Source organism: Micromonospora sp. DT68 (genome assembly GCF_049847245.1).
Lineage (GTDB): Bacteria > Actinomycetota > Actinomycetes > Mycobacteriales > Micromonosporaceae > Micromonospora > Micromonospora profundi.
Window position 1 is genome coordinate 19,462 of sequence record NZ_JBNCNZ010000028.1, and the last position, 22,240, is coordinate 41,701.

The 22,240-nt window shown below is 72.6% G+C and carries 22 protein-coding genes; 12 read left to right on the top strand and 10 right to left on the bottom strand.

Features of this window, described 5'->3' with window-relative positions; translation table 11 throughout:
• Positions 1 to 354 precede the first annotated feature (354 nt).
• A complete protein-coding gene (locus tag ACPXB1_RS29360) occupies positions 355 to 987 on the top strand; it encodes a LysE family transporter (RefSeq protein ID WP_355594382.1) in 633 nt (210 codons plus the stop codon).
• Positions 988 to 1,021: 34 nt separating this feature from the next.
• On the opposite strand, the gene ACPXB1_RS29365 is transcribed toward ACPXB1_RS29360, so the two are convergent.
• Complete coding sequence (locus ACPXB1_RS29365; RefSeq protein ID WP_355594384.1) at positions 1,022 to 2,635, bottom strand: PQQ-binding-like beta-propeller repeat protein; 1,614 nt, start codon at positions 2,633 to 2,635, stop codon at positions 1,022 to 1,024.
• A 214-nt stretch (positions 2,636 to 2,849) separates the two neighbouring features.
• On the opposite strand from ACPXB1_RS29365, the gene ACPXB1_RS29370 reads away from it, so the two are divergent.
• Positions 2,850 to 3,506 (top strand): acVLRF1 family peptidyl-tRNA hydrolase, encoded by a 657-nt coding sequence (locus ACPXB1_RS29370; protein ID WP_355594386.1) that lies wholly within the window; start codon positions 2,850 to 2,852, stop codon positions 3,504 to 3,506.
• Between the two features lie 93 nt (positions 3,507 to 3,599).
• Here the strand turns inward: ACPXB1_RS29370 and ypfJ are convergent, their stop codons facing one another.
• Positions 3,600 to 4,523 carry a KPN_02809 family neutral zinc metallopeptidase gene (gene ypfJ / locus ACPXB1_RS29375; RefSeq protein ID WP_355594388.1) on the bottom strand — a complete coding sequence of 308 codons (924 nt, stop codon included), beginning with the start codon at positions 4,521 to 4,523 and terminating at the stop codon, positions 3,600 to 3,602.
• Between the two features lie 261 nt (positions 4,524 to 4,784).
• Here ypfJ and ACPXB1_RS29380 point away from each other — a divergent pair, with 261 nt between their 5' ends.
• Positions 4,785 to 6,389: an ABC-F family ATP-binding cassette domain-containing protein gene (locus ACPXB1_RS29380; protein WP_355594390.1), complete on the top strand. Its 1,605-nt coding sequence runs from the start codon at positions 4,785 to 4,787 to the stop codon at positions 6,387 to 6,389.
• Positions 6,390 to 6,464: 75 nt separating this feature from the next.
• Here ACPXB1_RS29380 and ACPXB1_RS29385 read toward each other — a convergent pair whose 3' ends face one another.
• A complete protein-coding gene (locus ACPXB1_RS29385) occupies positions 6,465 to 7,064 on the bottom strand; it encodes a cadmium resistance transporter (RefSeq protein WP_355594392.1) in 600 nt (199 codons plus the stop codon).
• 203 nt (positions 7,065 to 7,267) lie between these two features.
• Between ACPXB1_RS29385 and ACPXB1_RS29390 the strand changes: the two genes are divergently transcribed.
• The 3 genes from ACPXB1_RS29390 to ACPXB1_RS29400 all read left to right on the top strand — a co-directional run bounded on the left by ACPXB1_RS29390 (position 7,268) and on the right by ACPXB1_RS29400 (position 10,398).
• Positions 7,268 to 7,495: a helix-turn-helix domain-containing protein gene (locus ACPXB1_RS29390; protein WP_007462679.1), complete on the top strand. Its 228-nt coding sequence runs from the start codon at positions 7,268 to 7,270 to the stop codon at positions 7,493 to 7,495.
• A 46-nt stretch (positions 7,496 to 7,541) separates the two neighbouring features.
• Complete coding sequence (locus ACPXB1_RS29395) at positions 7,542 to 8,309, top strand: enoyl-CoA hydratase/isomerase family protein (protein ID WP_355594394.1); 768 nt, start codon at positions 7,542 to 7,544, stop codon at positions 8,307 to 8,309.
• Between the two features lie 112 nt (positions 8,310 to 8,421).
• Positions 8,422 to 10,398, top strand: a complete 1,977-nt coding sequence (locus tag ACPXB1_RS29400) for an ABC transporter ATP-binding protein (protein WP_425736080.1) — start codon at positions 8,422 to 8,424, stop codon at positions 10,396 to 10,398.
• 36 nt (positions 10,399 to 10,434) lie between these two features.
• Here ACPXB1_RS29400 and mug read toward each other — a convergent pair whose 3' ends face one another.
• The 6 genes from mug to ACPXB1_RS29430 form a co-directional block, all read right to left on the bottom strand.
• On the bottom strand, positions 10,435 to 11,034 hold the full coding sequence (gene mug, locus ACPXB1_RS29405; protein ID WP_355631400.1) for a G/U mismatch-specific DNA glycosylase: 600 nt from the start codon (positions 11,032 to 11,034) through the stop codon (positions 10,435 to 10,437).
• Positions 11,031 to 11,792, bottom strand: a complete 762-nt coding sequence (locus ACPXB1_RS29410) for an SDR family oxidoreductase (protein WP_425736072.1) — start codon at positions 11,790 to 11,792, stop codon at positions 11,031 to 11,033. Before ACPXB1_RS29410 ends, mug begins: the two co-directional genes overlap by 4 nt.
• A complete protein-coding gene (locus tag ACPXB1_RS29415) occupies positions 11,777 to 12,322 on the bottom strand; it encodes a hypothetical protein (RefSeq protein WP_425736073.1) in 546 nt (181 codons plus the stop codon). Before ACPXB1_RS29415 ends, ACPXB1_RS29410 begins: the two co-directional genes overlap by 16 nt.
• A complete protein-coding gene (locus ACPXB1_RS29420) occupies positions 12,319 to 13,137 on the bottom strand; it encodes a DUF692 domain-containing protein (protein ID WP_425736074.1) in 819 nt (272 codons plus the stop codon). The genes ACPXB1_RS29415 and ACPXB1_RS29420 overlap by 4 nt, the downstream gene beginning before the upstream one ends.
• On the bottom strand, positions 13,134 to 14,060 hold the full coding sequence (locus ACPXB1_RS29425) for a TIGR04222 domain-containing membrane protein (RefSeq protein ID WP_355631398.1): 927 nt from the start codon (positions 14,058 to 14,060) through the stop codon (positions 13,134 to 13,136). Before ACPXB1_RS29425 ends, ACPXB1_RS29420 begins: the two co-directional genes overlap by 4 nt.
• Positions 14,061 to 14,130: 70 nt before the next feature.
• Positions 14,131 to 14,703: a TetR/AcrR family transcriptional regulator gene (locus ACPXB1_RS29430; protein WP_151489832.1), complete on the bottom strand. Its 573-nt coding sequence runs from the start codon at positions 14,701 to 14,703 to the stop codon at positions 14,131 to 14,133.
• An 88-nt stretch (positions 14,704 to 14,791) separates the two neighbouring features.
• On the opposite strand from ACPXB1_RS29430, the gene ACPXB1_RS29435 reads away from it, so the two are divergent.
• The 3 genes from ACPXB1_RS29435 to ACPXB1_RS29445 all read left to right on the top strand — a co-directional run bounded on the left by ACPXB1_RS29435 (position 14,792) and on the right by ACPXB1_RS29445 (position 17,471).
• Positions 14,792 to 15,646 (top strand): carbon-nitrogen hydrolase family protein, encoded by an 855-nt coding sequence (locus ACPXB1_RS29435; protein WP_425736075.1) that lies wholly within the window; start codon positions 14,792 to 14,794, stop codon positions 15,644 to 15,646.
• Between the two features lie 64 nt (positions 15,647 to 15,710).
• On the top strand, positions 15,711 to 16,355 hold the full coding sequence (locus tag ACPXB1_RS29440) for an HAD family hydrolase (RefSeq protein ID WP_355594408.1): 645 nt from the start codon (positions 15,711 to 15,713) through the stop codon (positions 16,353 to 16,355).
• 183 nt (positions 16,356 to 16,538) lie between these two features.
• The gene (locus ACPXB1_RS29445; RefSeq protein ID WP_355594410.1) at positions 16,539 to 17,471 is read left to right on the top strand and encodes an RIO1 family regulatory kinase/ATPase; all 933 of its coding nucleotides are present in this window, start codon (positions 16,539 to 16,541) and stop codon (positions 17,469 to 17,471) included.
• 48 nt (positions 17,472 to 17,519) lie between these two features.
• On the opposite strand, the gene ACPXB1_RS29450 is transcribed toward ACPXB1_RS29445, so the two are convergent.
• Positions 17,520 to 17,768: a DUF2630 family protein gene (locus ACPXB1_RS29450; protein WP_053657052.1), complete on the bottom strand. Its 249-nt coding sequence runs from the start codon at positions 17,766 to 17,768 to the stop codon at positions 17,520 to 17,522.
• A gap of 523 nt (positions 17,769 to 18,291) precedes the next feature.
• On the opposite strand from ACPXB1_RS29450, the gene ACPXB1_RS29455 reads away from it, so the two are divergent.
• From ACPXB1_RS29455 to ACPXB1_RS29465, 3 genes are read left to right on the top strand one after another with little or no spacing between them, the layout of a single operon-like run.
• Positions 18,292 to 19,629: a cytochrome P450 gene (locus ACPXB1_RS29455; protein WP_355631403.1), complete on the top strand. Its 1,338-nt coding sequence runs from the start codon at positions 18,292 to 18,294 to the stop codon at positions 19,627 to 19,629.
• Complete coding sequence (locus tag ACPXB1_RS29460; RefSeq protein ID WP_425736076.1) at positions 19,626 to 20,543, top strand: terpene synthase family protein; 918 nt, start codon at positions 19,626 to 19,628, stop codon at positions 20,541 to 20,543. Before ACPXB1_RS29455 ends, ACPXB1_RS29460 begins: the two co-directional genes overlap by 4 nt.
• Entirely contained in the window at positions 20,536 to 22,149 is a 1,614-nt protein-coding gene (locus tag ACPXB1_RS29465; RefSeq protein ID WP_425736077.1) for a prenyltransferase, read from the top strand. The genes ACPXB1_RS29460 and ACPXB1_RS29465 overlap by 8 nt, the downstream gene beginning before the upstream one ends.
• The last annotated feature ends 91 nt before the right edge of the window (positions 22,150 to 22,240 follow it).

A 22,240-nucleotide genomic window follows, 5' to 3' on the forward strand; every position in this document is an offset into this window, starting at 1 on the left:
GTGCCGTCGGCTCCACGGCGGGTGACGCCGCGGGGCGGCTCGGCCGGTGGCGCGCGTGCCCCGGGGGGCCACCGCCCTCGACGCGTTCCGCCCACACCAGGTCGAAGATCCGCGCAACATCAGCGATAGTGCTGTCTCCGGCACCTCGGAGGCAGCAACATCCCCGAGGTTGCGCGAATCTTGGTCGCCGCCAAGGTGGAAGGCGCGGGAAATCCGGTGGCGCGGGCGTGGATTCGGCGCGCAGGATGCGCGTGTGATTGAGGCGTACCCGATGCAGGTCCCTGTCCGTGCGGCCACCGCCGTACGTCGACAGCGGCCGGTCCGGGGACGGGCCTCGACCCGACACCGACGCCCGTGAGCGGGGCGCTCCTGGCCGGTCTGGTGGCCGGCTACGGCGTCGCCATCCCCGTCGGCGCGATCGCGATCCTGATCATGGGCCTGAGCGCGCGTACCTCGTTTCGGGTCGGCGCGGCCGCGGCGCTCGCGGTGGCGACGGCCGACGGGCTCTACGCGGCGGCCGCCGCGCTCGGAGGTGCGAGCCTGGCCGGGATCATCGCGCCGGTCGCCGGGCCGCTACGGGTGGTCGCCGCCGTTGTCCTGCTCGGTCTGGCCACGCACGGTCTGTGGCGGACCTGGTCCGCCCACCGGTCGCGGCATACGCCGACGGCACCCGTCGGACGGGGTCTGAGCACGCCCGGGCGGGCTTACGCGGCACTGCTCGGGTTGACCCTGCTGAACCCGATGACGGTGCTCTACTTCACCGCGTTGGTGCTCGGTCGTCGGGACACCGCCGCTGCGGGCCCGGGCGCGGCAACGCTCTTCGTGGCCGGTGTGTTCCTGGCGTCGGCGAGCTGGCAACTGCTCGTCGCGGGCGGCGGCACGATGGTCGGGCGGGCACTGACCGGACCGCGCGGGCGGCTGCTCACCGGCCTGGTCTCCAGCGCGCTCATCGCCGCGCTTGCGGTGGCCGCCATGCTGCCCGGCTGACCGGTCCGGGCCGCCCCGTCACCCGGCAGTCGCCCTATCGCGCCGCGCCTCGCCGGCCCACGACGCCGGCGTCGTACTCGTCGTCCTCGTCGCTCAGCGGCCAGCCCTGGATGAAGGCTCGCCCTGGCGCTACGCCGACGCCCTCGGGGGGCGACACCCGGGCTGTCATGACCAGGCGGGCGGTCGTCTGCCCGGTGCGGGCGTCGAGGACTGTGACGAGGTAGGCCGTCCTCTTGTCCCCGATCAGGGGATGCCCGGCGAGTTCGGTGAGCCTGCCGTCCAGTAGGGAGGTCACCACGACGGTTCCGTTTCCGACGCCGGGTGGAAGGTTGCCCGGTGCGTCGTGGGTCCAGAGTTCCCTGCCGGTGGCGGCGTCCACGGCGGTGAGCCGCGAACCGTGCCGCTCGACCCAGACGTCGTCGCCGGCCACGCCTGCCGTGGCCGCGGGCAGCGAGTAGTCCGAGCTGCCCGTCAGGAGCGGGCCCGTCATCCGCCACTGCCCGTCGTCGAGGTTGACGGTGGCGGTGCCGGTCATCTCGCCGTCGGTGAACGTCGGCAGGTAGAGACGGCTCTTGTAGTAGCGCGGCGGGTGGGTGCGGTCGCCCGTGCGTTCCTCGCAGGGCATGCCCCGGGTGGTCCAGAGGATCTGACCTCCCCGGGCGGCGGCGAACTGGCAGTCGCCGACGTCCAGCACCACAGTGTCGCCTATGACGGCTTTCGCGTCGCCGTGCATGGTGCCGATCACCTGCCCGTCGGCCCCGCGTACGACTGTCGACCCGGGCACACGCGATCCCCGGACTTTCTCCTGGGCGGTCATCGTGACGACTGTGGGGGCGACGGTGATGCCGTCGGTGGTGATTGATTTCCGGTGGGACATGGCGCCGATCACGGGCTTGCCGTCGTGGCCCGACAACGTCCACGCCACGCCCCCGGTGGTCCCGTACCCGGTGTAGACGCATCCGGGGCCGGGGATGAGGCAGTCGCGCAGCACGACGATGCCGGTGCCCATGGCGACCACCTCCTGGACAAGGACCCTGGTTCTGGTGGATGTGCGAGAAGGTAGCGCCTGCTCCCACAGCAGCGAGCCCTTGGCGTCGAAGTACCTGCTCTGCTCCCTGTTCTGCACGAAGATGCCACCGTCCGGGCCGACGTAGACCCGGCCGTTGCTCCTCTTGATCGTGAAGATCTCCGCGCCCGTCTCCGGGTCGTGCCCCCACAGGCTTCGGTCGTCGCTCGTGAGCAGCACCTGTGGCAGGACCTCGACTTCGAGAACGGGTCCCGGCATCCGCCACAGGAAAGGGGCGTCCAGCCGGGCCATGGCCACTCGCGGCGCGGTGATGAGCGCCCCGGCCACCACCGTCGCGAGAGCCACAGTGACGACGAGCACCGGGCGCGGCCGGGTGGTGAGCATCCCTGCGCAGATCCTGAAGACCACCGTCGCGACACCTGCCGGCGCCATCACGCAGCCGACGACGTACGCCTCTCGGAGGGGGAGCAGCACACCGAGGAAGAGCAGGGCCAGTCCCAGCGGGAACCAGACCAGGTCCCGTACCCGCAGGCGCCGGACGCCTGCCGCCGCCGCGCCGCCGGCCGGGGCGGCGGCCTGGGTGTCGGCCGGATCCTCCGTCTGCTCCTTCGTCGGCTCCACGCGCGTCTCCTCGTCGATGGGCGCGGCGGCGACCGCTGTCGGCAGCGGGCCGGTACCGCCATCCGTCAGCGGCGAGGGTACTGCGGGCAGTCGATGTCTTGATGTTGAGGGATCAGGCCGATGTTCCGCCTCCGCGCGAACACCACGGCGTCTGGTCGGGCGATGCGGGTGGCCGGGCGGGCCGCCGGCACCGCGGTGCCGTAGGTTCGGGCCCATGAGCAGCCGACCCGCAGCCGGAGGGGGCCGCTGGGTCGAGGTCGACCCGGCCCGCGTCGGGCGCTGGGTCCAGGGCTTCACCGACCGGCACGGCCCGCCCACCACGACCATCCAGGGGTACGGGCTGCTGCTCGCCGCCCCCGACGGTGCCACCGCCGAGCTGCACGCCCCGCCGGGCGCGGACCCCGGCGACGACCTGCCCGGGTTCCTCGCCGCCGTCACCGCACCCCGCCGGATCGGGCTGCTGCTGGCGCGCAAGAGCGCTGTCGCGGTGGGCGTGGCGGTGGGCGAGGCCCTGGTGGTCTCCAAGGTGGACAGCAGCTACGTGCAGGGTCGTACCGCCGCCGGCGGCTGGTCCCAGCACCGCTTCGCCCGCCGGCGCGACAACCAGGCGAAGGCCGCCCTCGGTGAGGCTGTCGAACTCGCGGTGCGGCTGCTGCTGCCGGAGGCCGGCACGCTCGACGCCGTGGTGACCGGAGGCGACCGGCGCACTGTGGACGGCATCCTCGCCGACCGGCGCCTGGCTCCGCTCGCCGCGCTGCGGGCCGGGCGGCTGCTCGACGTTCCCGAGCCCCGCCACGCTGTGCTTGTCGCCTCGGTGGCCGCCGCCCGGGCGGTCCACGTCCTGGTCCGGGATCCCGCCCCGCCCGCCTGACCGGGCAGCCACGACGCCACGCCGGTCATGCGAAAGGGCGCCCCGACGGCCGGTGCCGGCCGTCGGGACGCCCACGTCGGCGTCGTCGACCCGTCAGAGCTGGTCGGTGCCGAAGGTGTCGCAGACCTTGGGGTCGCCGCGGTCGTAGCCCTGCTGGAACCAGCGCTGGCGCTGCTCGGAGGTGCCGTGGGTGAACTGGTCGGGGTTGACCCGGCCGCCGGAGCGCTCCTGGATGCTGTCGTCGCCGATCGCCTCGGCGGCCTGCATCGCCTCGCTGATGTCGGCCTGGGTGATGGACTTGAACAGCGGCTCCTGGCCGGTCTTGTCCTTGCTCTCGGTGGCGTACTTGGCCCAGGCGCCGGCGTAGCAGTCGGCCTGCAACTCAAGGCGTACGGAGGCGGAGCGGGGACCGCTCTGGTCGCCCCGGCCGGCCTTCTCGTTGGTGCCGAGCAGATTCTGGACGTGGTGGCCGTACTCGTGGGCGAGCACGTACGGCTGGGCGAACTCGCCCTTGGCGCCGAACCGGGAGGCCAGCTCGTCGTAGAAGCTCAGGTCGATGTACACCTGCCGGTCGGCGGGGCAGTAGAACGGGCCGACGCCCGAGTCGGCCTGCCCGCAGCCGGTGTTCACCGCCGCCTGGAAGAAGTTGGTGTCGGTCGGCTCGTACTTGCCGTTGCCCAATTCGGGGTACGCCTTCTGCCAGTAGCCCTGGATGCTGTTGACGTAGAGCACGTTGCGGCACCGTACGTCGTCGAAGCGCTGGGGGTTGTCACGCGAGCACAGCTGCTCCAGGTCGGTGCCGCCGGCCTGCCCGCCGCCCTCGTCGCCGTTGGTCATGGCGTTCAGGCCGAACCCGCCACCGAGGAGCGCGATCAGGACGGTCACCACGATGCCGATCAGCCCGCCGCGTCCACCGCCGCCGGGCAGGGGAATGCCGAAGCCACCGCCGCCTCCGCCGCCGCGTCCCCGGTCGTTGACCTGGGACGTGTCGAGTTCGGCCCGCTCGTTGAGTTCCATGCTGACCCCGATCGCCGTATGCCGTGAGTGTCGTTTTGATGTCGTTCTGTCATGGCTGTCCGGAAGGGGGTCCGGACAGCGGTTCCGGTACCCGATGATCTTGATTGGTAATCCGGCGGGGCGTCCAGCCGCGCCCGGTACACTTGTCGGGTGCTGCGCTGCGAAGGCTGAACCGCCCCGCGCCGTCGGGCCCTTGAGCCCGCCGGCCGTTTCGCGTGCCCCGAGTCAGCCTTCCGGACCCCGAGAGCGAGCCCCAAACAGATGATCACTGCCACCGGCCTGGAACTGCGCGCCGGTTCCCGGATCCTGCTGTCCGACACCACGCTGCGCGTGCAGCCCGGTGACCGGATCGGCCTGGTCGGCCGCAACGGCGCCGGCAAGACCACCACGTTGAAGGTGCTCGCCGGTGAGGGCCAGCCGTACGGCGGTCAGATCGACCAGCGCAGCGCCATCGGCTATCTGCCGCAGGACCCGCGTACCGGCGACCTGGACGTGACCGGCCGGGACCGGGTGCTTTCCGCCCGCGGCCTCGACGTGCTCATGGCCCAGATGCAGGAGATCGAGGCCCAGCTGGCCGAGGACGCCAACGAGAAGCTGGTCCGTCGCTACGGCGCGCTGGAGGACCAGTTCGCCGCCCTCGGCGGTTACGCCGCCGAAGCCGAGGCCGCCCGGATCTGCGCCAACCTGGGCCTGCCGGACCGCGCGCTCGCGCAGACCATCGGCACGCTGTCCGGCGGTCAGCGCCGCCGCATCGAGCTGGCCCGGATCCTGTTCCGCGACGCTGGCGAGAACGGCGGCGGCATCCTGCTGCTCGACGAGCCGACGAACCACCTCGACGCCGACTCGATCACCTGGCTGCGCGGCTTCCTCGCCAACCACAAGGGCGGCCTGATCGTGATCTCCCACGACGGCGCGCTGCTGGAGTCGGTGGTCAACAAGGTCTGGTTCCTCGACGCCACCCGCTCCGTCATCGACGTGTACAACCTGGGCTGGAAGGCGTACCTGGAGGCTCGGGAGACCGACGAGCGTCGCCGCCGCCGGGAGCGGGCCAACGCCGAGAAGAAGGCCGGCGCGCTGATGGCGCAGGCTGACAAGATGCGGGCCAAGGCCACCAAGACCGTCGCCGCGCAGAACATGGCCCGCCGCGCCGAGAAGCTGATCTCCGGCCTGGAGGAGGTGCGGGTCGCCGACCGGGTGGCCAAGGTGCGCTTCCCCAGCCCGGCGCCGTGCGGCAAGACGCCGCTCACCGCTACCGGCCTGTCCAAGTCGTACGGCTCGCTGGAGATCTTCACCGACGTCAACGTGGCTGTCGACAGAGGATCCCGGGTGGCCATCCTGGGCCTCAACGGCGCCGGCAAGACGACGCTGCTGCGGATGCTCGGCGGGCTGCTCACCCCGGACACCGGCGAGGTGCACGCCGGGCACGGGCTGCGGCTGGGCTACTACGCGCAGGAGCACGAGACGCTGGACGTGGAGCGGACGGTGCTGGAGAACATGCGCGCCGCCGCCGTCGAGCAGTCCGACACCGACCTGCGCAAGATCCTCGGCGCGTTCCTGTTCTCCGGCGACGACGTGAACAAGCCGGCCGGGGTGCTCTCCGGCGGCGAGAAGACCCGGCTGGCCCTGTCCACCCTCGTCTGCTCCGGCGCCAACGTTCTGCTGCTCGACGAGCCGACGAACAACCTCGACCCGGTCAGCCGGGAGCAGGTGCTCGACGCGATCGCCAACTACCCGGGCGCGATAGTGCTTGTCACGCACGACCCGGGCGCTGTGCTGGCGCTCAAGCCGGACCGGGCCATCCTGCTGCCCGACGGCGACGAGGACGCCTGGAGCGACGACCTCCTCGAACTGGTCGAGCTGGCCTGACCGCGCGTCGAGCCGGAGGTTGACTGACCGCGCCCAGCCTGCGCGGTTGAGGCGTGGGCGGTCGTCTCCGGCGGCTCAGCCGAGCAGGTCGACGAGTGCGCCGAGCACTCCGGAGCTGACCAGGATCACCACCCCGATGGCGACGAAGATCGCCGGCACCAGCCAGTGGCCGGCGCGCTCGACCAGGCCGACCACCCTCCGGTGCCCGCCCAGCCACGCCGCGACGGCGCACCACGCCGCGATGAGCAGCGCGAAGACCAGCAGGAACACCACGCTGTCGGCGGGGCCCAGGGCCCGGAACACCGGTACGTAGACGGCCACGTTGTCAGCGCCGTTGGCGATCGTCACCCCTGCGACACCGAGCGTCCCGGTGACGACAGTGGTCGGAGCGTCGTCGTCGGAGCCACGCAGCGCGCGGACGCCGAGGGCGATCGGGAGCAGGCCGAGGAGCCCGGTCCACGGGTCCGGCACCACCAGCAGCCCGGCGGCGACCACCACGCTTGCCAGCGCAAGCGCGCTGATGCCGAGGTATTGGCCGGCGACGATCTGCCAGGTGTGAGGTCGTCCGGTGGTGCGGGCCGCGACAAAGAAGATCGTCAGGATGACGATGTCGTCGATGTTGGTGGCGGCGAAGACGACTGCCGCGCCGGCCGCGGTGCCCACCAGGTCGATCACGGCCGAAGGCTACGGGGTGCGGCCCGATGTCGCCGTACCCGACCGGCGCGGGGGAGCCGATTGTGAGGATCACTCTATCGGGAAGCTGACATTGCATAGCGTGTCGGTTGGCGAAGAGTTGATATCTGGCGCATGATCGTTCAAGGCGGTCTAATAGGTGGGACCGTATCCGAACCGCACAGTCTGGGACGTGAGGACACAGCATGGCAGCCACTGGCACAGCCACCAGCACTGAGAAGGGTCGCCGGATCGTCGGAGCCGAGCGTCAGACGCTCGCCAAGGACCTGGTAAAGCGGTACACCTCGGGGGAAAGCATCCGCGCGCTGGCGGCCTCGACCGGCCGCTCCTACGGGTTCATCCACCGAGTGCTCACTGAGTCCGGGGTGCAGCTGCGCCAGCGCGGCGGCGCCCGGCGCCGCAAGAAGGCGTGACCCGCCACTCCGCGTCGTTCACCAACGCCGCGCCCCGGGTTGCCCGGTGACCGCCGAGGCGACCGGGGTTCGGCTGGCCTGCGACGGGCCGGTCGCCACGGTGACGTTGTGCCGGCCCGACGTGCTCAATGCCCAGACGCCCGCGATGTGGCGAGCGATGAGCGACTTCTCCCGCGACCTGCCCGGCGATGTGCGGGTCGTGGTGGTCCGTGGCGAGGGGCGTGCGTTCTCCGCCGGCCTCGACCTCGCTGTGGCCGGCGCGTCCGGCCCTGGCTCGTTCGCCGAGCTGGCCACGCTGTCCGAGCAGGAGTGCGCGGCCCAGATCGCCGAGCTTCAGGCCGGTTTCACCTGGCTGCACCGACCGGACATCATCTCCGTCGCGGCCGTGCAGGGCCACGCGATCGGCGCCGGTTTCCAGCTGGCGCTCGCCTGTGACCTGCGCGTCCTGGCCGCCGACGCGAAGCTGTCGATGGCCGAGGTGACCCTGGGTCTGGTGCCTGACCTGGCCGGTACGAAGCGTCTCGTCGAGCTGGTCGGCTACTCCCGGGCACTGGAGATCTGCGCGACCGGCAGACGGTTGGACGCCACCGAGGCGGACCGGATCGGGCTGGCCACACTCGTCGTACCCCCGGGTGATCTTGACGGTGCGGTCCGTGACCTCACGGCGGGCCTGCTCGCCGGCGCCCGCGACGCGGTGGTGGAGATCAAGGCGCTGATTGCCGGCGCCGCCGGGCGGTCGCACGCTGATCAGCAGCGCGCCGAGCGGGAGGCGCAGACCCGCCGCCTGCGGGACCTCGCCGGCCGCGGCGAATAGTAAGGACCGTCCGGGAAGATCCGGGTTACGACTGAGGTTGTCACACTCGTCGGGAGAATTGGCCTGACGGTGCGGTGCGCCCGATGACCCGGAGGTGAGCGTGTCCAACCACATGTCCGGCGGTGGCATGGCCGGGTGGAGCATGCTCCGGTCGCTGCGCAACCGCGACGAGGTCTCCACCCACCGGCTCAAGAGCGGGGTGGCCCGGCGCATCGTGGCGTTCGCCCAGCCCTACCGGCGCGACATCATCGTCTTCCTGGTCACAGTGGTCCTGGCCGCCATCATCGGCGTGGCCACCCCGGTGCTCGCCGGTGACGTCATCAACGCGATCAACAGGGGTGGCACCGAGGCCGGCCGGCTGGTGATCCGGCTGGCGCTGTTCATCGCCGCGCTCGCGGTTGCCGACGCGCTGCTCTCCCTGGCCCAGCGGTGGTATTCCGCCCGCATCGGCGAGGGCATCATCCTCGACCTGCGCACCCGGGTCTACGACCACGTGCAGCGGATGCCGTTGCAGTTCTTCACCCGCACCCAGACCGGCGCCCTGGTCAGTCGGCTCAACAACGACGTTCTCGGCGCCCAGCGGGCGTTCACCTCCACCCTGTCCGGCGTGGTCAGCAACGTCATCCAGCTGGTCCTCACCGCCGCGGTGATGTTCACCCTCTCCTGGCAGATCACCGCCCTGTCGCTGGTGCTCCTGCCGATCTTCATCATTCCGGCCCGCCGGGTCGGCCGGCGGCTTGCCGACATCACGCGCGAGGCGTACAACCTCGACGCCAAGATGAACGCCACGATGACCGAGCGGTTCGGCGTGGCCGGCGCGCTGCTGGTGAAGCTCTTCGGGCAGCCCGACATCGAAGCCCGCCGGTTCGCCGGGCGGGCCGAGCGGGTGCGCGACATCGGCATCCAGTCCGCCATGTACTCGCGGACGTTCTTCGTCGCGATGCTGCTTGTCGCCTCGCTGGCGCAGGCGCTCACCTACGGCCTCGGCGGCTGGCTCGCCGTGACCGGTGGTGTCAGCGCGGGCACCGTGGTGACCCTCGCGCTGCTGCTGACCCGCCTGTACGGGCCGCTCACCGCGCTCTCCAACGTCCGGGTGGACGTGATGAGCGCGCTTGTCTCCTTCGACCGTGTCTTCGAGGTGCTCGACCTCAAGCCCGGCATCGTGGAGAAGCCCGACGCGGTGCCGGTGCCCCGTGGCAGCGGCCGTGTCGACTTCCGCGACGTGCGGTTCCGCTACCCGAGCGCCGCCGAGATCTCCCTCGCCTCCCTGGAGGAGGTCTCCACCCTCGACCGGACGATAAACGAGCCGGTGCTCAAGGGCGTCTCGTTCAGCGTCGAGCCGGGGCAGATGGTCGCCCTTGTCGGCCCGTCCGGCGCCGGCAAGTCGACGCTGTCGATGCTGATCTCCCGGATCTACGACGTGACCGACGGTCAGGTGCTGGTCGGCGGGGTGGACGTCCGCGACGCCACGCTCGCCTCGCTGCGCGACGAGATCGGCGTCGTCACCCAGGACTCGCACCTGTTCCACGAGACGATCGCCGAAAACCTGCGCTACGCCAAGCCGGACGCCACCGACGACGAGATCTGGGCCGCGCTCGTCGGTGCCCAGGTCGCCGATCTGGTCCGGTCACTGCCCGACGGCCTGGACACCACTGTGGGGGAGCGCGGTTACCGGTTCTCCGGCGGCGAGAAGCAGCGCATCGCCATCGCCCGGCTGCTGCTCAAGGCCCCGTCGATCGTGATCCTCGACGAGGCGACCGCACACCTGGATTCCGAGAGCGAGGCGGCCGTTCAGCGGGCACTTGCTGTGGCGCTTGCCGGGCGTACGGCGCTGGTTATCGCACACCGGCTCTCCACCGTCCGTGACGCCGACCAGATCCTGGTCCTCGACGGTGGGCGGATCGTCGAGCGGGGTCGCCACGACGAGCTGGTAGCGGTCGGTGGGCTCTACGCCGAGCTGTACCGGACCCAGTTCGCCGTCGCCGACTCGCCCCGACCGTTCGTCGACGCGACAGGCCCCGAGCCGATCGTCATGCCGCTGGGCACGTACGTCGCCGACGAAGCGATGCCGCCCGCCGCCGCCAACTGACCCGAGGGTCCGCGCACCTGCCGGTGAGCAGAACGCTCACGCCTGGCGGCGGTCGGGCAGGCCAGTGGCCACCCGCAGTTCGGCGAACGCGGCACCCAGCGTGACAGGCGTGAAGTGTGCGTTGAGGCCACTGGGATTCGGCAGCACCCACAGCCGTGCCCCGGCCAGTGGCTCCGGCTGCGGCCCGAAGGTGGCCTTCGGCCTGCCGAAACCGATTCGGTACGCGGTCACGCCGACCACTGCCACCCAGCGCGGGCGGTTGCGGGTCACCTTGTCGGTCAGGATCGCGGCACCGTCGAGGAGTTCCTCGGCGCTCAGCTCGTCGGCGCGGGCGCTGGCCCGGGCGGCCATGTTGGTGATGCCGAGTCCGAGGGCGGGCAGCTCGTCCTGTTCGCTCGGGTGCAGCAGTCGGGGGGTGAACCCGCCCGCGTGCAGCGCCGGCCAGAACCGGTTGCCGGGTCGGGCGAAGTGCCAGCCGGTGGCCGCCGACCAGAGTCCGGGGTTGATGCCCACGAAGAGCACCGACAAGCCCGGTACGAGCAGGTCGGGAAGGGTCCGGTCGGCTGCGGCTGCGAGGTCTTCCCGGGTCGGCCGGGAAGGGCTCGCGTCGGTGCGGCGACCCGCGCCGGTTGTCACAGGCCGCGCAGCGCGCCACCGTCGACCGGCACTGTGAGGCCGGTCAGGTAGCTCGCGGCGGGGGAGAGCACGAATGCGGCCACCCGGCCGAACTCGGCCGGGTCGCCGATGCGCCGCAGCGGGATGCTTGCCTCGGCCTCGGCGCGGGCCTGCTCGGGGTCGCCGGTGGCGGCGAAGAGCTCCCGGTTGCGGTCGGTCATGATCCGGCCGGGTAGCAGACCGACGACGCGTACGCCGCGCGGGCCGTAGTCGTCGGCGATGTCCTTGGCGACACCGACAAGGCCGGGCCGCAGGCCGTTGGAGATGCCGAGACCGGGCACCGGGCCGCGGGCCGAGGTGGAGAGCACAAGCCCGATCGCGCCGCCCTCGGGCAGGGCGGCGGCGACGGTACGCGCCGCGCGGACGCTGCCGAGGAAGACCGTCTCGAAGGAGTGCCGCCACTGCTCGTCGGTGATCGACGCGGCGTTGCCGGGCGGTGGGCCGCCGACCGAGATCAGCGCGCCGTCGACCCGACCGAAGTGCTCCCGTGCCGCCGCGACGAGCTGCTCCGGGGTTTCCGGGTCGGCCAGATCGGCGGCCAACCCGACAGCGTGCTCCGGGCCGCCCAACTGCTGGGCGGCAGCTGCCACCGCGTCGGCGTCGCGGGCCGACAGCACTACCCGCGCCCCGTCGGCGACAAGGCACTGCGCCGTCGCATAGCCCAGGCCACGGGAGGCGCCGGTGAGCACGTACACCCGGTCGGTCAGTCCGAGATCCATGCGGCCGATCCTGCCGCATCCGGTGCGCCATCCTCAACGGGGGCCGGTGGGCGTGGGGCGGGGCGCAGCAGGCGTACCCGACCGGCGATCTGCACCGCGACGGCGCCGCCGGCGCGGCCCACTGCCGGCATCCGGCGCGGACACGGCGTCTGTCGCCCGTCGTAGCGCAGGCCCGCCTCCCGGACGGCCAGCTCCTCGGCGCCCGCCGGAGGCAGCGCGTTGCGCTCGCGGAGGTGCCGGGCCAGGTCCCACCCGTCGCGTAGCGAACCGGCGGTGGGGCGGCCGTCGGCCCAACCGGCGAACGTCGTCCACCACAGCTTGCCGAGGCCGGCGGCGACCAGCGGCCAGTGCCGGGCAACGTCGCCGGCACGCTTGCGCAGCAGCGCCGTTCGGGTGGCGGCCAGCGGTCCGGTGGCGAACCCGGCCGGCGGCGGGCCCCCGGCGACAAGCGCCGCCACCAGCTCCGCCTGCCGCTCGGCGAGGCGACCTCCGGGCGGCCCACCGTCGGTGGGCGGGGGAGCGCCTGTCATGTCACTGCCGGGAAGCCCGCGGCCGCGGCCAGGGCGTCCAGTTCGGCGCGCAGCTCGGCGGCCGGCGGATAGCCACCGTCGCGTTCCAGCAGCAGCGCCGGTGGCCGCTTGCGGGCGCAGAGCGCGCCGACGAGCTCCAGCACCGCCTGCGGCACCGGATCGGTGTGCGTGTCGTGGTAGAAACCGCAGTGCTCCGCCCCGCCGGCCACGTGCACGTAGCCGATCCGTTCCAGCGGCAGCCGGTCGAGAAGCGCGAGCGGGTCGGTGCCGCGGTTACGCGCGTTGGCGTGCACGTTGGCCACGTCCAGCAGCAGCAGGGCGCCGGTCCGGTCCAGGATCTCGGTGAGGAAGTCGGCCTCGTCCAGCTCGTCGTCGGGCCAGTCGAACAGCGCGGCGATCGGTTCCAGCGCGATCGGCACCGGCAGGTCGGCCTGCGCGCGGGCCACGTTGGCGCAGACCGCGTCGACAGCCTCCCGGCTGCGTGGCAACGGCAGCAGATGGCCGGCCTCAAGCCCGCCGGCCCGGACGAACGCGATGTGCTCGCTGACCAGCGGCGCTCCCAACCGCTGTGCCACCTCGGCCAGGTGGGCGACACGGGTCGGGTCGACCGGCTCGGCGCCGCCGAGGGAGAGCCGCACCCCGTGCGGTACGACGCTCACGCCGCGCTCACGCAGCTGCGCCAGCCCAGGCGGGAGCGGCCCGGTGGCGGGCACCGACTCGGCCACCACCTCGACGAACCGCAGCCCGGGCAGCTCGGCCACGAAACCGGCGATCTCCGGGCGCCAGCCGATGCCGACGCCGTACGGGCCGGTCATCCGCCGCACCCACCACCGCCGCAGCCACCACCTCCACCACTGCCGCAGGAGCTGCCGCCCCCGCAGGAGCTGCCGGTGGTACCCGACGATCCGCCGCTGTAGCCCGACGACCAGCCTCCGCTGGCCATCGCCTGCCGTTGGATCTCGGCCTGCTCGGCGAAGCCGGGATCGATCGCCCAGAGCGACGCGGCGCCGTACAGGGCCACGCCCATCGCCGCGCCGGCCGCGCCGTAGGTGGCGTAGGCGGGGGCCGATCCGGGAGCCAGGTGGGTGTGCTGACGGCGCAGGTCGCGCAACGCCGCCCGGCCGGCCCGGGTGGTCTGCGGGATGCGCCAGAGCAGCAGCACCGCCACCAGCACGCCGAACAGGGTGGCCACCAGGTAGCCCACCGGGCGGCCGTTGAACAGACCGGCGGCCAACCGCACCACACCGAGCACCAGCAGGACGGCGAGGATCCGTACCCACCGACGTGCGGTGGCCCGCCGCGCCGCTGTCGGCAACAGCCCACGCTCTTCCAGGCCGGTGCGGAGCTGGTCGAGCGCGGTGCGTACCCGCTGGTCCTGGCCCAGGTCCCGGGCCCGGGAGCGCTGGTGGGCCGCCCAGTGGATGGCCTGGTCCAGCGGGGTGAGGCCGGTCGGCGCCGGGCCGGTGGTGAGCAGCCGACGGTCCGGCCCGACACCGATCGCGCCGCTACCTCGCAGCCCGCCGAGCGCGGCGTGTACGGCGAGCCCGGGCCCACCGTTGAGGTATGCCGCCTGCTGCGGGCCGAGCGGCTCGACGAAGGCGCTCCGGGGGCCGGCTGCCAGCCGGACCCGGTGCCACACCGCGAGCGCGACGACCACTGCGGTCGCCACCAGGTAGAACCGGAGGAAGGTCGGGCCGGGGATGCCCCAGGTGTCGCCCGACGCGGCGTGGACGATCATCGGCTGCTCCTGTCGCCGGAGGGATCGGCGGCCTCATTGTGGAGCACCGCCGCCACGCGGCGAAACGGGCTCAGCGGCGGCGCACGGCCTCCTCGACGAGGTCGAGCACCGGGCCCAGGTCGCCGGCCGGTCGGCCCATCGCCAGGTGCAGCACCAGGCCGTCGTAGGCCAGCTCCAGGAACTGCGCCAGCACGTCGATAGGTACGTCCTCACGCAGCACCCCGGCGTCGCGCTGGCGGGCCAGCCGGTCCCGGGTGGCCTCGGCGATGGCGGCGGACCGCTCCGCCCAACGCCGGGCGAACGCGGGGTCGGTGCGCAGGCGGCGGGACACTTCCAGTTGGCTGCCGAGCCACCCGGTCGTGTCGGGGGAGACGGCGCGGGCCAGCAGATCGCGCATCACCTGCACGAGACCGTTGCGGGCGACCGTCTCGACCATGACGGCGGCGTCGTCCTCGGCGACGGCGAGGAAGAGCGAGTCCTTGTCCCGGAAGTGGTGGAAGATGGCGCCCCGGGAGAGCCCGGTGGCCTCCTCCAGACGGCGGACGGTCGCCCCCTCGTAGCCGTGCCTGGCGAAACACGCGCGCGCGGCGGCGAGGATCTCCTGCCGGCGCGCGTCGAGCTGGTCCTGGCTTACTCTTGGCACGGGTCGATCGTCGCAGGTCACCCCCCGCCGTGCAAACCGTACGTACGGCTTGGTATTTCGCCGGGATCGGCACCGCTACCATCGCCCGGTGACTCCCACCGTGCCCGCCGCGCCGCTGACCGTCGCCGCCGTCCAGGCCACTCCCACGCCCGGTGACGTCGCCGGCAACGCGAGCGCCGCCGCCGGGCTGGTCCGGCAGGCGGCCGGGCAGAACGCCCGTGTGGTCGTCCTGCCCGAGCTGTACCTCTGCGCGTACCACCCGCCGACCCTCGCCGCCGACCCGAGTGGCACCGACGTCGCCGTCGACCCGGCCGGAGCGGTCGCCGACCCCCGGCTCGACCCGCTGCGCGACGCGGCGCGTACGGCCGGGGTCACCGTGGTGGTCGGTGCCGCGGCCCGGCACCCGGACGGCCGGCGGACCATCGCCGCGCTTGTGGCCGACCGGACCGGCGGTATCCGACTCGGGTACGACAAGCAGCAGCTGTGGGGCGGCGAGCGCGACCTGTTCACGCCGGGTGGGCGGGGCGCCACGCTGCTCGTCGACGACTGGCGACTCGGGCTGGGCATCTGCTACGACGGCTGCTTCCCCGAGCACGGCCGCGCCGCAGCGCTCGACGGCGCGCACGCCTACCTGTGCCCAAGCGGCTATCTGGCCGGCTCCGAGCACCGCCGGGACCTGTACTACGCGGCGCGGGCCCTGGACAACACGATGTTCGTGGTCTTCGCCAACGCCGCCGGGGGTGCCGACCCGTGGCGGTTCAACGGCGGCGCGGCGGTGTACGACCCGCAGGGACGGACCCTGGCCAGGGGCGCCGACGAGGGTACGGCGGTGGTGGTGGCGACGCTGGACCCGGCCGTCCTCGCCGCCACCCGGGCCGCCCATTCGATGCTCGCCGACCGGCTGCCGAGCCAGGGCGGCCCACGGGTGTCGCTTACCTGTTGAGCCTGAGCGAGGCCGAAACACACGGCATCTGTTGGCGGACACGTCGGTCCCGTAGGGTGCCCGAGTGCCACTGCTCCTGCTGGACCTGGACAACACCCTGCTGGACCGGGCCGGGCCGTTCCGCCGCTGGGGTGAGCGCTTCCTGGGCGGCATCGGGGCGCCGCCCACCGACATCGACTGGCTGATCTCCCTCGACGCCGACGGGCTGACCGACCGGTGGGACCTGGCCGACGCCATCCGGGACCGGTACGAGCTGCGTATCCCCTCGATCGACCTGGTCGAGGAGCTGCACGACGGCGTGGTGGCGCAGACCCGGCTCGACTCGCTGACCGCCTGCGCGCTGCGCATCGCCGACGACGCCGGCTGGGTGCCCGTGGTGGTCTGCAACGGGACCGTACGCGTCGAGGACGCGAAGATCCGACGGACCGGGCTGGACCGCTACGTCGCCGACTGGGTGATCTCCGAAGAGGCCGGGGTCAGCAAACCCAACCCGCGGATCTTCGCGCTCGCCGCGCAGCGGGTCCGGATGCCGCTGCGTGGCGCCTGGGTGGTCGGCGACAGCCCCGAGGCGGACATCGGCGGCGCGGCAGCGGTCGGGCTGCCCAGCGTCTGGCTGCACCGGGGACGGACCTGGTCCGACGTGCGGTTCGCGCCGAGCCGCACCGTGGACGGCCTGATCGCGGCCGTCGCCACTGTGCTCGCGAGCTGACGCCCCGACCCCCGTGCGGTGGCGGTAATTCGGTTGACGTGTCGTTCGGGCCGCCGCGAGGATTGGCGGCGCATCGTGCACCCGGGTGTTGGCCCGGTTCGAGGAGAGGGGGTCGGTCATGGCCGTCTTCGCAGGTCGCTTCCAGCTGCCTAACCCAGCCTCGACCAAGGGAACCTCACCACAGTGCGCGATCATGACCTTCCGGCGCTGGAGCGCCGAAGCCGCGGCAAGAGCCGCTTCGACGACGACGAACCGCAGTATCTGAAGCGCGGGCGGCCGATCGAGCTGCCCGCTGACCCCGACGACCAACCCGACCCCGACACGGGCGAGCGGTGGTCGTCCTGGGACGACGCCGTACACGGGCCGGAACCACACCCGCAGTGGCTGGTCACCGAGTTGGCCGCCAAGGACACCGAACTGGGTGTGCTGAAGACCGGCAAGGAGGCGGACGTCCACCTCGTCCGCCGGGCGGTGCCGGACACGGACCGTTCCTGCCTGCTGGCAGTCAAGCGGTACCGGGACGCCGAGCACCGGTTGTTCCACCGCGACGCGGGCTACCTGGAGGGCCGCCGGGTACGCCGGTCCCGGGAGAACCGGGCGATGGCTGGCCGGACGGCGTTCGGCCGGCAGATGATCGCCGGGCAGTGGGCGGCGGCCGAGTTCGCGGCGCTGGCCCGACTCTGGGAGATCGGCGCCGGGCACGACCGGATCGCCGTGCCGTACCCGGTGCAGTTGCGCGGCACCGAACTGATGCTGGAGTTCGTCGGCGACGCCGCGTCGGGGCAGGCCGCGCCCCGGCTGGCCCAGCTGCGACCCGGCCCGACCGAGCTACGTGACCTGTGGGGTCAGCTGGGGGAGGCGCTGCGGGTGCTGGCGCGGGCCGGCTACGCGCACGGCGACCTGTCGCCGTACAACCTGCTCGTGCACTCGGGACGGCTGGTCGTGATCGACCTTCCGCAGGTGGTGGACGTGGTGGCGAACCCGCAGGGGCCGGAGTTCCTGGCCCGCGACGTCCGGGTGGTAAGCAACTGGTTCCTGGCCCGGGGGTTGACCGCCGAACAGGTCGACGTCGGCGCGCTGACCGGGGAGCTGCTGCGCGAGGCGGGCCTGCGCTGATCGGGGCGGGTCGGGTGACCCGAGCGGCCGCCCGACCCGCCCTGCCGGTCACTGGAGGTAGCGCTCCACCTCGGGCTTGGGGCGTTCGCCCTGTGCGTCGGGGTCGCCGTGGGTCTCCCGCGCTGCCCGGCGGCGGCGCAGCAGGTCCCAGCACTGGTCGAGGGACTCCTCCAGGTCGCGTAGCCGCTCGCTGGTCTCGCCCTCGGTGCCCGACTCGTGGGCCTGGGCCGCCGCGCGCAGCCGGTGCTCCTCGTCGACGAGTTCGGAGATCCGGTTCAGGATGGTCTTGTCGTCCATGCTGAGAGCCTGGCACAGGGTGCCCGGCGTCGCCCGGATTCGCAGGGACCGGTGCGTCCGGGCTCACGCGCGCCGGCGCTGTTCGCCGGCCGGTGCCACCCCGCCGACCCGCTGAAGCCCGACGGCACCCAATCGCCGCCGTCGGTGCCCGCAATGCGGTACGGGACCCCAGCGGGCTGTGACGACGCAGTGTCGCTGCTGCGGGCCGGTTTTGGCAGGCCCGGGACAATTCCGGTTTTCTGTCAAGCGGCGCGACCTGCGCCGGAGCCTTACCCTGACCATCCACTTCGGACAGATGAATGCCGTCCACCTTGCGGTGAACCTGGCCCGGACCTGGAATTTCACGGGTCAGAGGTCTAGAGGTGCCTCGGATTTGGTGAGATGCTTCCGTCGCCCAGAAGGTGAAAGTTCCACAGCTCCGACCGGCCGAAGTGGACAGCGGAGGCCGCCGGACCGACGAGGAGACGCCATGCCCCAGGTGTCCGATGCCGGCCCCGCCCCCGTCAGCACCGACCCCCGGATGATCCCGCTCCGTCGCGTCCTGCCCGCGCTGGTCCGCGATCCCCTCGGCGCGCTTGTCGGCTTCGCCGACGACGCCGAGGGTGAGGTCGTTCGCCTCAATCTCGGCTCGTTCCGCCCCTACCTCGTCAGTCATCCGGAGCATTTGCAGCGCGTCCTGAGGGACAACGTTGCCAACTACACCCGCGACGGGGACGGGTTGCTCTGGCGGCCGGTCCGCCGGATCGTCGGCGACGCCATCCTGGTCGCCGAGGGCGAGGTGTGGGAATCCAGCCGGGGTGCGCTGCAACCGCTGTTCACCGCTAAGCGGGCCGAGACGCTCGTCGACAGGATGGCCGAGGCGATCAACGAGGCCGTCGACGAGTGGCTGGAGCCCGCCCGGGAGGGCCGACCGCTCGACGGCGGCGCCGAACTGACCAAGATCGTGCTGCGGACCACCATGCGGGTGCTCTTCGCCGACCGGATCTCGGTGCCCGACGCGCTGCGGATCAGCGCCGCGCTGGACACCCTCACCACCGCGATGCTCCCGCGCCTGCTGGTGCCCTTCGTGCCGTACGCGGTGCCGATGCCCCGCGACCGCGCCTTCAACGAGGCGGTGAGGACCATCGACGAGGTGGTGCTGCCGATCATCCGGGAGGCCCGGGCCCGACCTACCGACGGCGACGACATCATCTCCACCCTCTGCCGGCCGCGCGCCGACGGCAGCGAACCCGACGAGTACGCGATCCGCGGGGACGTGGTGGCCATGTTCTCCACCGCCACCGAGACCACGATCGCCCTGCTCTCCTGGCTCTGGCCGGTGCTGGCGTCCCGACCCGACGTGGCCGAGCGGATGACCGACGAGATCGAGCAGGTGGTCGGCACCGAACGGGTCGGCCGCGCGCACCTGCCCGAGCTGCGGTACGGCCGGATGGTCCTCGACGAAATGTTGCGGCTCTACCCGGCCGGCTGGATGATCCCCCGGACCGCGGTCGGCGACGACGTGCTCGGCGGCGTCCGGATCAAGGCCGGTGGCACCGTGCTTGTCAGCCCGTACGTCACCCAGCGGATGTCGACGTTCTGGACCGACCCGGCGCTCTTCGACCCGGAGCGGTTCGCGCCGGAGCTGCCGCGGCGGCGCTACCGCTACTCCTACTTCCCGTTCGGCGGGGGCCCGCACCAGTGCCTCGGGCAGTACCTGTTCCTGCTGGAGGCGCAGCTCATCGTCAGCACCGTGCTGAGCCGCTACCGCTTCCGGCTGCGCGGACCGGTCGACCTGACTCCCCGGATGGGCGCCTCGCTGCAGCCCAAGCAGCGGGCCGAGCTGATCCTCACCCCGGTCGCCGGCACGGTCGTGCCGTGACCGGCGCACCGTGGCCGGTGCAGACCGGTCCCGATCCGGTCGCCGAGCAGGGCCGGGTGTGCGCGCTCGCCGTGCGCGGTGTCCGCGACCTCCAAGGCGTCACCGCCGCCCACCCGGAGCTGTTCGACGCGGCACCGTTCGACCCGGCGCTACTCAGCTCGGTGGCCACCGTGGTCGCCTTCATCGCGCCGTGGCACACCGCCGCCGAACTGCGGATCACCACCCGTACCGTGCTCTGGGTCTTCGCGGCCGACTGGCAGATCGACTACCTCGCCCGGTCCGTGGACGACGTCCGGCAGGTGGTGACCGACTGCCTGGCGGTGGCCGACGGCGCGGCGCCCCCACCGGGGCGACACCTGGCCGGGCTGCTGGCGGACCTGCGCGACGAGCTGGCCACCGTGCCGGCGTTCGCCCGGCTGCGCCCGATCTGGCGCGACGAGTTGGCCCGGATGCTTGCCGCCGCGGCTCGGGAGTGGGACTGGAAGAACCTGCCGACCGACCCGACCACCGGGCGACGCCTGCCGGACCTGGACCGCTACCTGGAGAACGCCGACAACTCTGGCAGCTCCTTCGTCAACGTCACCCACTGGATAGCCACCGGCGACGAGAAGACCCTCGCGCAGCTGACCGACCTGCTGGACGCCGGACGTGGCGTCCAACGGGTGCTGCGACTGGTCAACGACCTGGCCACCCACGGTCGGGACGCTGAGTGGGGCGACCTGAACGCCCTGCTGCTCGTCGACGACCCGGCGCAGGTGCACGCCCGACTGGCCGAACTCACCACCCGCTCCCGGGGAGACCTGGCCGCCCTCGCGCAACGGTGCCCCCGCCAGGCGGACTACCTGCACCGGCAGATCTCCTTCACCGGCGGCTTCTACCAGGTGTCGGACTTCTGGGGGGAACGCGATGAGTGACGGCGCCTTCCGCGTCCTGGCCGACCCCGCCACCGGCCGCGACCCGGCGACCGACGCCGCCCGCGAGCTGATCGCCGGCCTCGCGCTACGGCCGTGGGGGCGGGTGGCCGCCTCGGTGTACGAGAGCGCCCGGCTGGTCGCCGACGCGCCCTGGCTGCCCGGGCACGACGAGCGGATCGGTTTCCTCCTGCGTGCACAGCGCCTGGACGGCGCGTGGGGGCCACCCGAGGGGTACGCCCTGGTGCCCACGCTGAGCGCCACCGACGCGCTGCTCGCCGTGCTGGCCGACGGTGGAGGGACCAGGACGCGCCTGCTCGCCCCGGCGGCCCGAGGGCTGGCGGTGCTCAGCGACCGGCTGCTCGCCGCCGACGCGCGGACGCTGCCGGACACCCCGGCACTGGACCTCATCGTCCCGGCGCTTGTCGAGTCGATCAACGACCGGCTGGACCGGGTGACCTGGGAGCAACTGCCCACCCCGCCGCTGACGCTGCCCCCGGGCCTCGGGGGCGACCGGCTGCGGGCGGTGCGGGCGGCGGTGGCCGCCGGGGCGGCACTGCCCACGAAGCTGGCTCACTTCTACGAGGTGCTCGGCGCGATGCCCACCGACGCCGGCCCGACCCTCACCGCCGTCGGCGCGTCACCGGCGGCGACCGCCGCCTGGTTGAGCGCGGCCGGCCCGGACGCCGGTCCCAGCGCCCACGCGTTCCTGCGAGAGTTGATCCGGGACGGCCGTGGCCCGGTGCCCTGCCCGACCCCGATCACCGTGTTCGAGCGGGCCTGGGCGCTCAGCGGGCTGCGCCGGGCAGGCGTCACTGTCAACCCGCCGGCCGCCGTGTTGGACACCCTGACCGCCGCCACCGCCGGGACGGGCGTGGCCACCGGCGAAGGGCTGCCCGCCGACGCCGACACCACCTCGGTGGCCCTGGACGCGCTGGCCCGACTCGGTCGACCGGCCGACCCGGCCGGCCTGTGGGCGTACGAGACGACGGACGGTTTCTGCACCTGGCAGGGGAGCGAGGACGGCTTCTCGGTGACCACGAACGCGCACGTGCTGGACGCGTTCGGCCAGCACGTGGCCGCGCATCCCGACGCCGACGCGCGATACCACCGGACGGTCGAGCGGCTCAGTGTCCTGCTGCCCACGCACCAGGACGACGACGGCGCGTGGCGGGACCGCTGGCACGCGTCGCCGTACTACGCCACAGCCTGCTGCGTGCTGACACTCGTGGAGTTCGGCAGGGGAGGGGCGGCGGCCGAGGCCGTGGACCGGGCGGCCCGGTGGGTGCTGGACAGCCAGCGCGCCGACGGCTCGTGGGGGCGGTGGGCCGGCACCGTCGAGGAGACCGCGTACGCCCTGCAGGTGTTGCTGGCGGCGCCGACGGGTGCGCCACGGGTCACCGACGCGGTGGCCCGGGGGCACGCCTACCTGCACAGACCAACAGGTCCCGAGCACCCTCCACTGTGGTACGGAAAGGAGCTGTACTGTCCTACCGCAATCGTTCGCTCGGCGGTGCTCGCCGCCTGCCGGCTGGCCGCCGTTCACCTGCCGGGCGCCGACCGTTCGGTGGTGGATTGTGGTTACCAGGCAACAAAAACATCGACTTGAGGGGTTGTGGGGACACTGCTAGCGTACGCAGAGCCTCAGCCTCGTATGCCCCGCCGTGGCGGGGACGATGCATCCATGATCACCCGTTGAT